Here is a 15,087-nt window from a genome sequence, read left to right as displayed (position 1 = left end):
CTTATCGTATGATAAGTTGTTCTTTTTTGAGAACTGTTTGATTTAAAAATAATTGACAGTCATTTGTTTTTAATGTTAACTATATTTATAAATAAGTTAACATTAGGGGTGACAATTGTGGCTGTTAATAGTAACACGAGTGAAAAATCGTCTTATACATATGAAGAATTATCGAAGAAGAATAAAGATTACGTATGGCACCCATTTACACAAATGAAAGATTATTTAGAAGAAGATCCTGTCATTATTGAACGTGGAGAGGGAAGAAAGCTATACGATGTAAATGGAAATGAATATTGGGACGGTGTTTCGTCTATTTGGTTAAATGTTCATGGGCATCAAGTACCGGAACTAGATGAGGCAATTCGTGAGCAATTAAATAAAATTGCCCATTCTACTATGTTAGGACTTGCTAACGTTCCATCTATTTTATTAGCGGAAAAAATAATTGAAGTTGTGCCAGAAGGTTTGAAGAAAGTATTCTATTCAGACTCCGGTTCTAGCGCCGTTGAAATTGCAATTAAGATGGCCTTTCAATATTGGCAGCATAAAGGAAAACCGAAGAAACAAAGATTTGTTACATTAAAAGAAGCGTATCACGGTGATACAATTGGAGCTGTTTCAGTAGGAGCGATAGACTTGTTTCACCAAGTGTATAGTTCACTTTTATTTGAGGCAATTAAAATGCCGTATCCATATACATATCGTTCTCCTTATGGAAATAATAAGGAGGAAATTGTGAAAAAACATTTAGAAGAAATGGAAGAGCTGCTGAAAGAAAAGCATGAAGAAATTGCGGCGATTATTGTAGAGCCTTTAATGCAAGGTGCTGGCGGTATGATTACAATGCCAAAAGGATACTTAAGAGGGCTCCGTAATTTATGTACAAAATATAACGTTTTATTTATTACAGATGAGGTAGCGACTGGATTTGGGCGTACCGGGAAAATGTTTGCATGTGAACATGAAAATGTAACGCCAGACATTTTAACAGCCGGAAAAGGTTTAACAGGTGGATATTTACCAGTTGCAATCACCGTAACGACAGATGAAATTTATAATGCCTTTTTAGGAGACTATGAAGAACAAAAAACGTTTTTCCACGGTCATAGTTATACAGGGAATCCGTTAGGGTGTGCCGTAGCCATTGCGAATCTAGAGCTATACGAGAAAACAAATTTAATAGAAGAAGTGGCACGTAAGACAGAATATGTGGCGACGCAATTAGAATCGCTCTTTGCATATAAACATGTAGGAGATATTCGTCAGTGTGGGCTAATGGTTGGTATTGAACTTGTGAAGAATAAGGAAATGAAAGAATCGTTTGAATGGACAGAAAGAGTCGGCGTTCAAGTATGTAAACGTTCAAGAGAGCTGGGCATGATATTGCGACCACTCGGTAATACGATTGTATTTATGCCTCCTCTTGCATCTACGGTGGCTGAGATTGATGAGATGTTACGCATTTTATATAAAGCAATCTCGGATGTTACGGAGGGAGAGTAATGAGTGGTTTCTTTATAGCAGCAACGGATACAGAAGTTGGCAAAACGGTAGTGACAGGAGCATTGGCAGGTATATTTCGAGAGCGTGGACATAATGTTGGTGTATATAAACCGTTGCAAAGTGGACATGTTGCATCAAATCCTGAGGGTGATGCAGCAAGATTAAAAGCATTATCGGGTGTACCGACAAAAGAAGATGAAATTTGTCCTTATTCCATTGAAGAACCACTTGCTCCGAGACTTGCTATGAAAAGAGCTGGAAGGACGGTAATGTTAAAAGAAATTACTGCTCACTATAATGAACTACTAAAAGAGTTTAATAGCCTATTGGTAGAAGGAGCTGGTGGGCTTGCCGTCCCGTATACAGAAGACGCTTTAGTGATTGATTTTGCAAAAGAATTAGAGCTCCCTCTTATTGTAGTAGCGCGTCCGACACTAGGGACAGTTAATCATACTGTCTTAACAATTTCTTATGCAAAGGCACACGGTTTAACAGTAGCGGGTGTAATTTTGTCTGGTTGTAAAGAATGTGAAAAAGAAAGAGTGCAAGAAAACAAAGAAATGATTGAGGAGTTAAGTGGAGTACCTGTTTTAGGTTTATTACCATTCCTTGAAGGTGAGTTTACAAGGGGAGAATTATTGGAATCGGTAAAAGAACATATTATGATTTCAAAATTAGAGGAGCTCATCCAAAATGAATCAAATGTGGCGCACGCATCTTCAATCTAAAGTAGAACAATTAAAGGAGCAAGGGCAGTATCGCAATTTGCATGTAACAGAACAAGCAGAAGAGACATGGCTTATTCGAGATGAAAAAAGGATGCTAAATTTAGCGTCAAATAATTATTTAGGGTTAGCTGGAGATGAGAGGTTAAAAGAAGCTGCTATTGCATGCACCAGAAAATATGGAACTGGAGCGACAGCATCTCGTCTCGTTGTAGGAAATTATCCACTGTATGAAGAGGTTGAGAGAAGTATATGTGATTGGAAAGGTACTGAAAGAGCATTAATCGTAAATAGCGGGTATATAGCAAATGTAGGTGCTATATCTGCTTTAGCCTGTCGTCACGATATGGTTTTTAGTGATAAATTAAATCACGCAAGTATTGTTGATGGAATTATATTAAGCGGAGCAGAGCATAAAAGATATCGTCATAATGATTTGGATCATTTAGAAAAGATGTTGCAAATAGCGTCACCAGAAAAGAGAAAATTAATCGTAACAGATACGATTTTTAGTATGGATGGAGATATTGCATATTTGAGAGGCTTAGTTCAGCTGAAAGAGAAATACGGGGCGATCATTATAGTTGATGAAGCACATGCAAGTGGAATATATGGAATCGGTGGAGCAGGATTATCTCATGTAGAAAAAGATATTGCTCAAAAAATTGATATACATATGGGGACGTTTAGTAAGGCTTTAGGGTGTTATGGTGCGTATTTAACGGGTGATTCCATTTATATAGAGTATTTACAAAATATGATGAGAAGCTTGATTTTTACTACAGCTTTACCACCAGGAACATTAGGGGCGATCCGAAAAGCAATTGAAATTGTGAAAGAAGATAACGAAAGAAGAGAGCGACTTATAGAGAATGGTGCATATTTCAGGACGCATTTACAAGAAGCTGGTTTTGATATTGGGAATAGCTCAACTCATATTGTACCGATTGTAGTTGGGTCAAATGAAAATACTTTACGGTTTAGTGAAAGGTTACAAGAGGTAGGTATCGCAGCCATTGCAATTCGTCCGCCGACTGTTCCAGTTGGTAGTTCTCGAGTCCGTTTTGCAGTTACGTCACAACATACAATAGCCGATTTAAAATGGGCTATTCAGCATATTATACGCATTGGCAAAGAAGAGGGGTTTTTAGTATGAAAGAGCTAAAGCTTATTTTTATTCCAGGATGGGGAATGGAAGAAGGTGTTTGGACTTTGGTTCTGCCGTATTTTAAAGGATATTCTGTTCAATGTATAGATTGGCGTAACGTGAAAGAACAAAGTGAATTTGCGGGGCGAATAATAGATGTAGCGCAGGATGAAAATGTAATTTTAGTTGGATGGTCACTAGGAGCGTTAGCGGCAATACAAGCTTATAAAAAGATTAAGACCCAAGGTATGGTACTAATTGGTGGTACCGCTAAATTTACCAATACAAGTGACTATACAAGTGGATGGAATTCCTTGCATGTAGAACGTATGAAAAAGAATTTAACGAGAAAAAAAGAAGATACTTTGAAGCGTTTCTATGAAAATATGTTTACAAAAAGTGAGCTGAGGGAGAATACGAGTTTTGAAGAGATTGCGCAGAAGTTTAAAGGAGACTCGATTCAGTCTTTACAATTAGGCTTAGATTATTTAATAGAAACAGATATGAGAAATGAAGTAATAGATATGAAAGCCCCGCTGTTACTCCTTCATGGAGAGCAGGATGTAATATGTCCATTGTCTGCAGCCCATAGTATGGCGAATAATACGAATGTCAATCTAAAAGTAGTAAGCGGTGCTGGGCATGCATTATGTGTAACGAATTTTGAATATTGCGCAAATGAAATCATTCAATTTGTAGAGGGGATACGACATGATCAACAAAACGTTACTGCAAAAACGGTTTAACGGGGCGGCTGTATCCTACGATCAATATGCAAATGTACAAAAAAAGATGGCGCATTCGTTACTTTCTACATTGAAGGAACGATATAGTGAAACATCATCGATACGTATTTTAGAACTTGGATGCGGGACAGGATATGTAACAGAGCAATTATCAAATTTATTTCCGAAAGCTCATATTACAGCTGTGGATTTTGCTGATGAGATGATTGCAGTCGCGAAAACTAGAAAAAGTTTGAGAAATGTGATGTTTCGATGTGAAGATATTGAACAATTAAAATTAGAAAATCCATATGATGTCATCATTTCAAATGCTACATTTCAATGGCTTAATGATTTAAAAGAGACAGTGAAAAATTTATTTAACTATTTGTCTGAAGAAGGAATATTATTATTTTCCACGTTTGGTAATACGACTTTTCAAGAATTGCATACGTCTTTTCAGCGTGCTAAGAAAGAAAAGGGGATACACAATTGTACTTCAATAGGACAACGATTCGTTCCGAAAGAACAGTTAGTGAATATATGCAAAAATCCATTAGGAAATGTACATGTTTCTGAAACGTGTTACATAGAAAGCTTTACAGAAGTTAGGGAGTTTCTACATTCTATTCGAAAAGTAGGGGCAACCAATAGTAATGAAGAGTCTTACTGTCAAAGCCCTTCACTCTTTCGTACGATGCTTCGTATATACGAAAGAGACTTCACGGGAAAAGAAGGGATAATGGCAACATATCATGCTTTATTTACGTATATAACAAAAGAGGGGAAGAGATGAAATGAAACAAGTACAAACAAAAAGGGATTGGAAAAAACTTGCATACGACGTAGTAGAAGAGAAAATGATTACGAAAGAAGATGCAATTGCAATATTAGAAGCTGATGATACAGAGGTTTTAGAAATTATGAATGCAGCTTACATCATTCGCCATCATCATTTTGGTAAGAAAGTAAAGTTGAACATGATTATAAATACGAAATCTGGATTATGTCCTGAAGATTGCGGGTATTGTTCACAGTCTATTATTTCAGAAGCACCGATTGATAAGTATGCATGGTTAACACAAGAGAAAATTGTTGAAGGAGCGCACGAAGCAATTCGTCGTAAAGCAGGTACATATTGTATTGTTGCATCTGGTCGTCGTCCGACGAATAAAGAAGTAAATCACGTTATTGGAGCAGTTAAGGAAATTCGTGAAACGACAGATTTAAAAATTTGCTGTTGTTTAGGATTTTTAAATGAAGATCAAGCAGGTCAGTTAGCAGAAGCTGGTGTGCATCGTTATAATCACAATTTAAATACGCATGCCAACAATTATGATAGCATTTGTTCAACGCATACGTATGACGATCGTGTTGATACAGTCCAAAAAGCGAAGCAAGCCGGTATTTCTCCATGCTCTGGAGCAATTTTCGGAATGGGAGAAACGATTGAACAGCGCGCTGAAATTGCATTTGAATTACAACGTTTAGATGCGGATTCTATTCCATGTAATTTCCTTGTTGCTGTAAAGGGTACTCCGCTTGAAGGACAAAAAGAATTAACACCTGTAGAATGTTTAAAAGTGTTGGCGATGATGCGTTTTGTAAATCCAACAAAAGAAATTCGTATTTCAGGTGGTCGAGAACTTAATTTACGTTCTGTACAGCCACTTGGTTTATTTGCAGCAAACTCTATCTTTGTCGGGGACTATTTAACAACAGCTGGACAAGAGCCGACTGCGGACTGGGGTATGATTGAAGATTTAGGATTTGAGATTGAAGAATGTGCGCTATAAGATAGATGAAAAGCAAACTCTTTAAAGGGGTTGCTTTTTTTTGTAAATAAAATGTAATAAAAGTCCATTAACGCTTGATAGTAGTCACTTTTGGACGAGAAAAATAATTTTGTGGACGAATTTTCCAAGCCCCAATTGTACATAGTAAATATGTAATTTATATTGGGTTGGAGGATTTTACATGCACAAATATATATTAGCGATTATGACTTGTCTAATTTTACTAAAAGCAATAAGTGCTGATCCAGTTAAGGCTGCCGAAAATCCTGAACAAAAAGAAATGCAACAACGAATTGAACAACATTTTCGAACGAAAGCTGAACATTTTGGATTGAAAACAGAAGGGAAAGATTTAAAGGAAGTGCGAAAAGAAATTACTATTATAGAAGAAGCGAAGAAAAGAGAGAATGTATGGAGAACAGCACAAACGCTTCGTATACAAACAGAAGGAAAAACAATGGATGAATTAATAAAAGATGTACGGAAAAAAGTAAAAAAATAAAAAAGAGGCCGCAGCCTCTTTTTTATTTTTTATGCCCATTGTTTTGATAAATGAGCCATTTCAATCGCAGCAACTGCCGATTCATATCCTTTATTACCAGCTTTTGTACCTGCACGTTCAATCGCTTGTTCAATTGTTTCTGTCGTTAATACACCGAAAATAACTGGAATGTCCGTTTGTAGTGATAAAGACGCAACACCTTTTGCTACTTCATTACAAACGTAATCGTAATGTGTTGTAGCACCGCGAATTACTGTACCTAATGTAATAACAGCATCATATTTTCCGCTATTGGCCATCTTTTTAGCGATTAAAGGAATTTCAAATGCACCAGGAACCCATGCAACATCAATATCATTCTCTTCTACACCGTGACGCTTTAATCCATCTAAAGCTCCGCCAAGTAACTTACTTGTAATAAACTCATTAAAACGTCCAACAACAACCCCAACTTTTAATCCTGTACCAACTAAATGACCTTCGAATACCATAATGTATCTCTCCCTTAATTATAAGTTTAGTAAATGTCCTAATTTGCTTGCTTTCGTTTGTAAATACGTTTTATTTTCTTCTTTTGTTGGCATTTGTAACGGTACACGCTCGGTTACTTCTAAATCGTAACCTTGTAAGCCAGCAATTTTTCGTGGATTATTCGTTAATAATCGTAAACTTTGTAAGCCTAAATCTTTTAAAATTTGAGCGCCAATACCGTAATCACGAAGATCAGCTGGGAACCCAAGTTTTTCATTTGCTTCTACAGTATCTAACCCTTCTTCTTGTAACTTATAAGCGCGAAGCTTATTCAGAAGGCCAATGCCTCGTCCTTCTTGTCTCATATAGAGAAGAACACCTTTTCCTTCACGCTCAATTTGAGCAAGTGCAGCATGTAGCTGTGGTCCGCAATCACAGCGGCACGAACCAAATACATCTCCTGTTAAGCATTCTGAATGAACGCGTACAAGTACAGGTTCGCCTGTTGAAATATCACCTTTTACGAGCGCGATATGTTCTTTCATATCTAATGAGTTAGAATAGCCAATTGCATGGAAAGTACCGAAATCTGTAGGTAATGTAATTTCCACTTCTCTTGTCACAAGTGTTTCGTGATGGCGGCGATAAGCAATTAAATCTTCTATTGTAATCATTTTTATATCAAATTGTTTTGCGCACTCTAGTAAATCAGGTACACGTGCCATCGTACCGTCCTCATTTATAATTTCGCAAATGACTCCAGCTGGTTCTGCTCCGCAAAGTTTGGCTAAATCGACAGCGGCTTCTGTATGACCAGCACGGCGCAGTACACCGCCTTCTTTCGCAATTAATGGAAAGATATGTCCAGGGCGATTGAAATCAGAGCCTTTTGATGCAGGGTTTAACAATTCTTGTATCGTAGTTGCACGTTCATGAGCACTAATCCCTGTTGTTGTAGAAACATGATCAATGCTCACTGTAAACGCAGTGTGATGTGAATCTGTATTATGAGATACCATTGGTTCTAACTGTAGACGTTCTGCGTACTCCTCCGTAATGGGTACACAAACGAGACCACGACCGTGTGTAATCATAAAATTAATCGTTTCTGGTGTAATGTACTCTGCTAAAGCAATAAAATCGCCTTCATTTTCTCGGTTTTCATCATCACATACGATAACAACTTTTCCTTGTTTTAAATCTTCTAGAGCTTCTTCAATACGATGAAACATTGTGCTTCCTCCTTATAGAAATCCGTTTTCTTGTAAAAAGCTTTCGGTCATTGAACCAGTTCTTTTTGCGGGCTTTGAGATAAAGCGTTCAATATATTTTCCAATCATGTCACACTCAATGTTTACGATGTCCCCGGCTTTTTTTTCTCCGATTATAGACTCGCTTACTGTGTGGGGGATGAGTGAAATTGTAATTGAAGATTCGTCTATATCAAATATTGTTAAGCTAGTGCCATCAACAGCAACGGATCCTTTATGCAAACAATAGCGTAGTAATTCATCAGAAATTGCTATTTTGTAATAGATGGCATTATAATGTTGTTTTTTAGTTAAAATCGTGCCGATGCCATCGATATGTCCGGTGACGAAATGTCCACCGAATCGTCCGTTTGCAGCCATCGCCCGTTCTAAATTCACTTTGGCACTTGGCTTTAGCATACGAAGTGATGTTGCTTTCATTGTTTCAGGCATTGCGTCGACAGTGAATGAAGTAGTCGTAAAAGTAGTTACTGTTAAGCAAATGCCGTTAACTGCGATACTATCACCTAATTTGACATCCGATAAAATTTGCTTTGCGCTAATAGTTAGCTTCATTGCTTCACCACTTTGAGTCATGCTTGATATCGTTCCTAACTCTTCTACGATTCCTGTAAACATTCCGTCACCTCGCTTTTTAAGGTTGCAACAATTTTTATATCATTACCGATTTGTTTCATCTCTTGAATTGTTAAGGAAAGTGCATCTTGTAACTTCGAAAAACCAGCTCCGCCAAATAAGGTGGGTGCATCTTTTCCACCAATTAATTTCGAGCTTATATAGGTCACGATTTCATTAAAACTATTTGTTTTTAAGAAGTTTGCATGCACCGTTTGACCACCTTCAACGAACAGAGAAAGAATTTGTTTCTCACCGAGTAGGGATAGGACATCTTGTATTTCAATTTGCTGTGTTTTCATTTGGAATACAGCTATATTGTTAGATTCATAAGACGCTATTTTCTCTTTGTTTACATCCTTACCGACAATAATCCATGTCGGAGTTAAGCCATCTGTTATGACATGAGAAGATGGCGGCGTTCGTAAGTGGGTATCTAAAATAACGCGTATAGGATGTTTACCTCCGTTTGGAATTCGTGTTGTTAAGTGTGGATTATCAGTTAGAACTGTATTCACACCGACTAGAATAGCATCATGTATATGACGATATTGGTGAACGTCAGCGCGTGCTTCTTCGCCTGTAATCCACTTACTTTCACCGGTTACAGTTGCTGTTTTTCCATCTAAGCTCATTGCTGTTTTTATTGTTACAAAGGGACGTTTCGTTTTCATATAGTGAAAAAAGTATCGATTTAATAAAGTGGCTTCCGCCTCAAGAACACCAGTAGTCACCTTGATTCCAGCTTCTTCCAATATTCTTTTTCCATTGCCGGAAACGAGTGGATTGCAATCAAGAGTAGCAATTACAACACGCTGAACTCCTTTTTCAATGAGTAATTCACAGCAAGGGGGTGTTTTTCCAAAGTGGCTACACGGTTCAAGTGTTACATAAACGGTAGCGTCTTTTGCTCTTTCACCAGCCATGTGAAGAGCATGAACTTCAGCATGTTCTTCACCAGCACGCATGTGGGCACCCATTCCAACGATTTTCCCATCTTTAACAACAACGGCACCAACCATAGGATTTGGGCTTGTTTGTCCCGATGTTCCTTGTGCTAACTGCAAGGCAATCCTCATATATTCTTGATCTGTCATTCTTTTCACCTCTCCTGAAAAAATCAAAAAACCCCAAGGATTTTATATCCTTGGGGTTTGGGAGACGTGATTTCTAGAAATATAGTTCGAATACGAAAGTATAGGAAAGAAACCTAACGATGACTGATATTTTGGCATAAGGAAAAAACCTAGCAAAATATCAAATTCTTTCAACGCTAGTCGTATCTTTTTATTTCAGTATAGAAACATAAGTATACAAAATAAAACATATATAAAGATTCAAAATGAAACTTTAAAAATATGCATACTGAAATACAAGTGTATTCGCTATATAAAATTACTAGAAAACATATCCTTCTCCCATCCAGACTATACTGTCGGCCCTAGAGTTTCACTAGATCCACCGTTTTCGCGTTGAAAACGGGTCACGGACTTAGAAGCTATCGCTTCATCACCGCCGGTTGGGAATTTCACCCGACCCCGAAGGATGTTGTTTGCTCACATTATAGCACAAAAAAGAAAAAAGCATAGTAAAAAATGTTCGAATGTGAAGAATTGTTTGAAAATATATGCCGATTTGAATGGGGACGAAAGTAATAGAAATGTTGAAAGGGGAAGGGCTGTATAGGCTTTGATCAAAAGAAAAAACATACACAAATAAATGTGCATGCTCTTTAAATATTTATTCTGCCTCTGGTGCTCTAACAACAGACTCGAATTTGCCTTTATGCGAAGCATCGCAATAAGGCATGTTTTTTGATAAACCACAACGACATAAAGAAAATGCTGGTTTTGCTGGGAATACATTCCCTTGTGAGTCAACTAATTCCACGTCCCCTGTAACGCGAAAAGAGCCATTATCATTCACTTTAATTTGTACTTTTGCCAACGTTATCCCTCCTTTCCAAACGCTTACTCTCATCATATAATTAGGGAGAGTACTTGACAATATAAAAAGAGCACTTTGTTTGAGAGAGAAGAGAGTGTTATAATAGTTTTTATAACTGACTAGAGTAAGGTGACGAAAGATGGATAAAAAATTACACACACTACAAAATATTGCAAATGAGCGCACATGGGCATCATTTTTGAATGATAATCATCCATATAGTTTACTTCATTGGTCAATCGCAGGTGTAGGACAAGAACCGAAAGATGTTTGGTTACTTCAAGATGAGGTAACTTTTCAAACGACGGAATTCCCAACGCTAGACGAGGCAGTAAAGTGGATTTCTGAAAATATGGAACAAGTTACAGACGTTTTAGCGCAGTAAAAAAACAGGCTTATGCAAGCCTGTTTTTTGTTTCTTTTACATAGGTGTTTAAAAATTGATCGATGGCATCTTCGTACTCTTCTTTATTTTCATTATAAGAGCAAGCGTGTGCACCATGTTCTGCAATATAAAGCTGTTTATTATTTTCTTTCGCTTCATAAAGTGATTTCGTCATATCAGATAAAATATAGTCATCATCTTTACTATGAATAAAGAGAACCGGATTGTTAATATTTTTTATACAATCAATTGGTGAAACTTCACGAATTGTATAGCCATCACGAACTTTTAAAAAGGCATTTGCTAAAGGTAATAAAGGCCATTTTGGCAAATGAAACTCAACTTTCAAACGATGTTGTAACTGTCCATAAAAATCAGAGAAAGGACAATCAGCAATATAAAAATCAGCACCATCTTCTACAAGTCCTGCATATTGAAGAAGAGTTGCAGCACCCATAGATTCACCATGAATTCCGAGTGTAATATTCGTTCCGAAACGATCTTTTAGCCAGTCAACTACTGACTTTAAATCATGTTTTTCATAATAGCCATAACTTGTTGTTTTACCACCGGTTTTACCATGACGGCGATGATCATAAATAAATACGTTATATCCTCTATTTAAAAATAAGTTTGCATATTTAACGGAATTCATTTTATTTACAGTCACACCGTGGCAAAAAATCATAAATTTATTGGAATGACCAGCTGGCATGTAATATCCGTGAAGTTCGTATCCGAATTGAGAAGGGATGTGAACCTCTTCTTTTTGAATAGCCTTAAAATCGTCCAAATGAAAATGCTTTTTCGTTTCGCGTTCTAAAACTTCTTCCTCTGTTTTTTTCTTCAAGTACATAACTTTATTTGTAAAGAAAATCCCAATCGCAGTTAGTGCACCTAGTATAGTAAACAATGCTGTAAAAAAACGTTTCATACTTTACCTCATCCTCCAAATACCTCTACATGTGATACACTAACATTGTATCACAATGATGTGAAAAGGGGAGAAATCGTGTATGGTTCATATACAAAAAATCACACCAGAAATGAAAGAAGCAATTCAGGATTTTATGTGTGAAAACTGGGGAAGCTCAATGATGGTCTCGCGAGGCAGAGTACATCAATTAGAAGAATTACCTGGTTTTATTGCACTTAGAAATAACAGAATAGTGGGAATTATAACATATAAAGTGATAGAAAACATGTGTGAAATTGTATCGTTAAATAGTTTTGAGGAAGGGAAGGGGATTGGTACAAAACTAGTGGATGGTGTATTGCGAGTGGCAAAAGAGAACGAATGTAAAAAGGTGTGGCTTATTACGACGAATGATAATATGAACGCACTTCGTTTTTATCAAAAACGTAACTTCATGATGACGAACTTGTATATTGATGCGGTAAAGGAAGCACGAAAAATAAAGAAAGAAATTCCGTTTATTGGTTATGATAATATCGCGATTTCACATGAAATTCAGCTGGAGTATATTTTCTGAGTAGAGTGGAAATTGTGTAACAATTTTCAGAAATATAAAACAATAACCTTGACGAATGTTATATTTTGGTTTAATTTAAAATTGTAATCTATTACCATATTAAGGGGTGACGATGTGGCAACTATACGTGATGTTGCAAAATTGGCCGGTGTTTCAGTCGCAACCGTTTCAAGAGTCATTAACGAAAAAGGATATGTCCATGAAGATACGGTCAAACAAGTAAAAAAAGCAATTGAAGAATTACATTATAGACCGAATGCTACAGCAAAGCCTTTATTTAAACAGCCTTCAACGGTGATTGCATTACTTGTAGATAATTTGCATAATCCATCATACATCACTTTGCTCCGTTTCGTTGAGGAAATAGCATACAAAGAAGGGTATCAAGTAATAGTTTGTAATATAGAAAATAAGAATAGATACATAGATATGTTGGAACAAAATAACATTGCAGGCGTTATAATGACGAAATCTGTTTTTCGAAGTATAGGAGAAATCTCACTTCCTTTCGCTGTGCTTGAAGAACGACAATCTCTTATGAGCTATTATGAAAGTGGACAGAAAGCTGTTTCTTTATTAAAAGAGAAAGGCTGCCAGTTTCTTGCTTATATCGGTGAGGGAGTAGAGAGTGAAGAAATGGAAGAGCATGTGGCAGGATTTCTAGATACTGCTTGGAAAGAAGGAATTTCTTATCGAGAGGAAATTGTACAAGGGTATACGAATCAACAGTTTCTTGAATTGTTACAAAAGCATCCATACATAGATGGGGTTGTAGCTTCAAGTGATAAGGTCGCTATTGAGCTAATCAGGGCGGCGAAAACTCTTAATATTCATATACCAGGTAAGTTACAAATCATTGGATTTAACGGGAGTGTAGAGGGTGAATGGATAAGTCCATCATTAACGACGATTGGAAGTTATATCGAAGAAAATGGGGAAATAGCTTTTCAACAGTTAATAGGAAAAATAAAGAAGAAACAAGTGCGACAAGAAGAAGTGGAAACAGAATTTAGGTGCATTGAGAGAGAAACAACAAAGTAAAAGGTGCGTTTTTAAAACGCACCTTTTATAGTGTAATTGCGGCAATAAAGCCGAATATAAGTAACGGTATATTATAGTGTAGAAATGTTGGGACACATGTATCCCATATATGATGGTGCTGACCATCAGCATTTAAACCGGACGTTGGTCCAAGTGTACTATCAGATGCTGGAGAACCTGCATCACCAAGTGCACCAGCTGTACCGATAATTGCGATTGTAGCCATGGGACTAAATCCGAGCTGGACGCATAATGGTACGAAAATTGTTGTTAAGATTGGGATGGTTGAAAAGGAAGAGCCAATTCCCATCGTAACGAGAAGTCCAATAATGAGCATAAGAAATGCAGCAAGCGGTTTATTATTTCCGATTATATGTGCACTCGTTTGCACAAGAGATTCAACATGTCCAGTTTTTCGAAGAACAGCGCCAAATCCAGCGGCAGAAATCATAACAAATCCGATAAAGGACATCATACGCATTCCACTCGTTAAAATAGCATCGGCTTCTTTAAGAGGGAGGCTACCGCTAACTGATAAGACGATAATACCTGCTAAAGCACCAAAAATCATTGATTCTGTTGCTAATTGCACAGTTAATGTAGCGAGTATTGATAATAAACCCAAAGTAATGCTTCTTTTCGTATAGGGAACGATTTCATTCTGTGCAGAATGAATTTGTTCTGTTTCATATGTACGTGGTTTTCGGTATGTAATGAAAACCGCTACACATAATCCGATAATCATACCGATTGCTGGAATAGTCATCGCTTTTGGAATAAGTGCGACATCAAATGTAAGACCGCTTTGCGCAGCATTTGTTTGCAATACGTCATGATAAATTTTTCCGAACCCTGCTGGAACCCACATGTAAGGGGTAATTAACCCAAATGTAATAAGACATGTTACAAGCCTACGATCCACCCTCAGCTCATTTAATACTTTTAAAAGTGCTGGAATTAAGATTGGGATGAAGGCGATATGAACAGGGATAATATTTTGTGAGAAACAAGCCATTGTTAAAATGATAAATAATATAAGTATTTTAGAATAGACTTGTTTTTTCGTGTCTTGTTCGTTGCCGATCCATTTTAAAGCTGATTGGATCATTGCATCAGGAAGTCCTGTTTTTGAAAGGGAAATAGCAAATCCACCGAGCATTGCGTAGCTTAATGCGATAGGAGCACTGTTCCCAAGACCGGCTGTAAAAGTACTAATTGTTTCTGAAATACCGAGTCCGCCGATAAGTCCGCCTGTTAAAGCTCCAACGATAATGGCGACAATGACTTGGACACGTAACAAACTAAGCAGTAGCATGACTGCTACTGCGATGAGTACAGCGTTCATAATAAATGTAATCTCCCTAATTTTTATTCTGTTAAGGCAAGCAAGTGTTTGTAGTGACATATACTTGCGACATATCATTATAAAATGTTTTCTATGAAATGTAAAAGCGCCTTTTGTT

General features: G+C 37.0%; 17 protein-coding genes and 1 riboswitch. Of the genes, 10 read left to right on the top strand and 7 right to left on the bottom strand.

The features are described from left to right. The first annotated feature begins 72 nt into the window (after positions 1–72). From bioA to NSS97_RS20980, 7 genes are all read left to right on the top strand, one after another. Positions 73–1,506, top strand: a complete 1,434-nt coding sequence (bioA, locus tag NSS97_RS21010; protein WP_107886543.1) for an adenosylmethionine--8-amino-7-oxononanoate transaminase — start codon at positions 73–75, stop codon at positions 1,504–1,506. Further along, entirely contained in the window at positions 1,506–2,234 is a 729-nt protein-coding gene (bioD, locus tag NSS97_RS21005) for a dethiobiotin synthase (RefSeq protein ID WP_002192579.1), read from the top strand. The genes bioA and bioD overlap by 1 nt, the downstream gene beginning before the upstream one ends. Continuing rightward, a complete protein-coding gene (gene bioF / locus NSS97_RS21000; protein WP_107886376.1) occupies positions 2,200–3,387 on the top strand; it encodes an 8-amino-7-oxononanoate synthase in 1,188 nt (395 codons plus the stop codon). The genes bioD and bioF overlap by 35 nt, the downstream gene beginning before the upstream one ends. Then, positions 3,384–4,124, top strand: coding sequence for an alpha/beta fold hydrolase (locus tag NSS97_RS20995; protein ID WP_107886377.1), 741 nt, complete (start codon positions 3,384–3,386; stop codon positions 4,122–4,124). Before bioF ends, NSS97_RS20995 begins: the two co-directional genes overlap by 4 nt. After that, positions 4,090–4,899 carry a malonyl-ACP O-methyltransferase BioC gene (gene bioC / locus NSS97_RS20990; RefSeq protein ID WP_341113962.1) on the top strand — a complete coding sequence of 270 codons (810 nt, stop codon included), beginning with the start codon at positions 4,090–4,092 and terminating at the stop codon, positions 4,897–4,899. Before NSS97_RS20995 ends, bioC begins: the two co-directional genes overlap by 35 nt. Position 4,900: 1 nt before the next feature. Then, positions 4,901–5,899 (top strand): biotin synthase, encoded by a 999-nt coding sequence (gene bioB / locus NSS97_RS20985; protein ID WP_002014986.1) that lies wholly within the window; start codon positions 4,901–4,903, stop codon positions 5,897–5,899. Between the two features lie 181 nt (positions 5,900–6,080). Continuing rightward, positions 6,081–6,401 (top strand): hypothetical protein, encoded by a 321-nt coding sequence (locus NSS97_RS20980; protein WP_000549778.1) that lies wholly within the window; start codon positions 6,081–6,083, stop codon positions 6,399–6,401. Positions 6,402–6,430: 29 nt separating this feature from the next. Here the strand turns inward: NSS97_RS20980 and ribH are convergent, their stop codons facing one another. From ribH to NSS97_RS20955, 5 genes are all read right to left on the bottom strand, one after another. Further along, complete coding sequence (ribH, locus tag NSS97_RS20975; RefSeq protein WP_000230892.1) at positions 6,431–6,892, bottom strand: 6,7-dimethyl-8-ribityllumazine synthase; 462 nt, start codon at positions 6,890–6,892, stop codon at positions 6,431–6,433. A gap of 18 nt (positions 6,893–6,910) precedes the next feature. Continuing rightward, on the bottom strand, positions 6,911–8,104 hold the full coding sequence (ribBA, locus tag NSS97_RS20970) for a bifunctional 3,4-dihydroxy-2-butanone 4-phosphate synthase/GTP cyclohydrolase II (protein ID WP_002033864.1): 1,194 nt from the start codon (positions 8,102–8,104) through the stop codon (positions 6,911–6,913). A gap of 12 nt (positions 8,105–8,116) precedes the next feature. Next, on the bottom strand, positions 8,117–8,761 hold the full coding sequence (gene ribE / locus NSS97_RS20965; protein ID WP_002088492.1) for a riboflavin synthase: 645 nt from the start codon (positions 8,759–8,761) through the stop codon (positions 8,117–8,119). After that, a complete protein-coding gene (ribD, locus tag NSS97_RS20960; RefSeq protein WP_002138225.1) occupies positions 8,743–9,855 on the bottom strand; it encodes a bifunctional diaminohydroxyphosphoribosylaminopyrimidine deaminase/5-amino-6-(5-phosphoribosylamino)uracil reductase RibD in 1,113 nt (370 codons plus the stop codon). The genes ribE and ribD overlap by 19 nt, the downstream gene beginning before the upstream one ends. A gap of 309 nt (positions 9,856–10,164) precedes the next feature. Further along, positions 10,165–10,308: riboswitch (FMN riboswitch) on the bottom strand. A gap of 190 nt (positions 10,309–10,498) precedes the next feature. After that, the gene (locus NSS97_RS20955) at positions 10,499–10,705 is read right to left on the bottom strand and encodes a CDGSH iron-sulfur domain-containing protein (protein ID WP_001151582.1); all 207 of its coding nucleotides are present in this window, start codon (positions 10,703–10,705) and stop codon (positions 10,499–10,501) included. 139 nt (positions 10,706–10,844) lie between these two features. On the opposite strand from NSS97_RS20955, the gene NSS97_RS20950 reads away from it, so the two are divergent. Next, positions 10,845–11,090, top strand: coding sequence for a DUF2552 family protein (locus tag NSS97_RS20950; protein ID WP_002014992.1), 246 nt, complete (start codon positions 10,845–10,847; stop codon positions 11,088–11,090). Positions 11,091–11,100: 10 nt separating this feature from the next. On the opposite strand, the gene NSS97_RS20945 is transcribed toward NSS97_RS20950, so the two are convergent. Beyond that, a complete protein-coding gene (locus NSS97_RS20945) occupies positions 11,101–12,024 on the bottom strand; it encodes an alpha/beta hydrolase (RefSeq protein ID WP_002014993.1) in 924 nt (307 codons plus the stop codon). A gap of 82 nt (positions 12,025–12,106) precedes the next feature. On the opposite strand from NSS97_RS20945, the gene NSS97_RS20940 reads away from it, so the two are divergent. Beyond that, complete coding sequence (locus NSS97_RS20940; protein ID WP_107886379.1) at positions 12,107–12,583, top strand: GNAT family N-acetyltransferase; 477 nt, start codon at positions 12,107–12,109, stop codon at positions 12,581–12,583. Between the two features lie 114 nt (positions 12,584–12,697). Continuing rightward, complete coding sequence (locus NSS97_RS20935; RefSeq protein WP_341113959.1) at positions 12,698–13,624, top strand: LacI family DNA-binding transcriptional regulator; 927 nt, start codon at positions 12,698–12,700, stop codon at positions 13,622–13,624. A gap of 25 nt (positions 13,625–13,649) precedes the next feature. Here the strand turns inward: NSS97_RS20935 and NSS97_RS20930 are convergent, their stop codons facing one another. Then, positions 13,650–14,969 carry a Na+/H+ antiporter family protein gene (locus NSS97_RS20930; protein ID WP_002014950.1) on the bottom strand — a complete coding sequence of 440 codons (1,320 nt, stop codon included), beginning with the start codon at positions 14,967–14,969 and terminating at the stop codon, positions 13,650–13,652. Between the last annotated feature and the right edge of the window lie 118 nt (positions 14,970–15,087).

Origin of the sequence: Bacillus sp. FSL R12-0074 (assembly GCF_038005725.1) — a bacterium.
Classification (GTDB): domain Bacteria; phylum Bacillota; class Bacilli; order Bacillales; family Bacillaceae_G; genus Bacillus_A; species Bacillus_A mycoides.
Note: the sequence above shows the minus strand (reverse complement) of the source record. Positions and strands in the feature narration are given on the sequence as shown.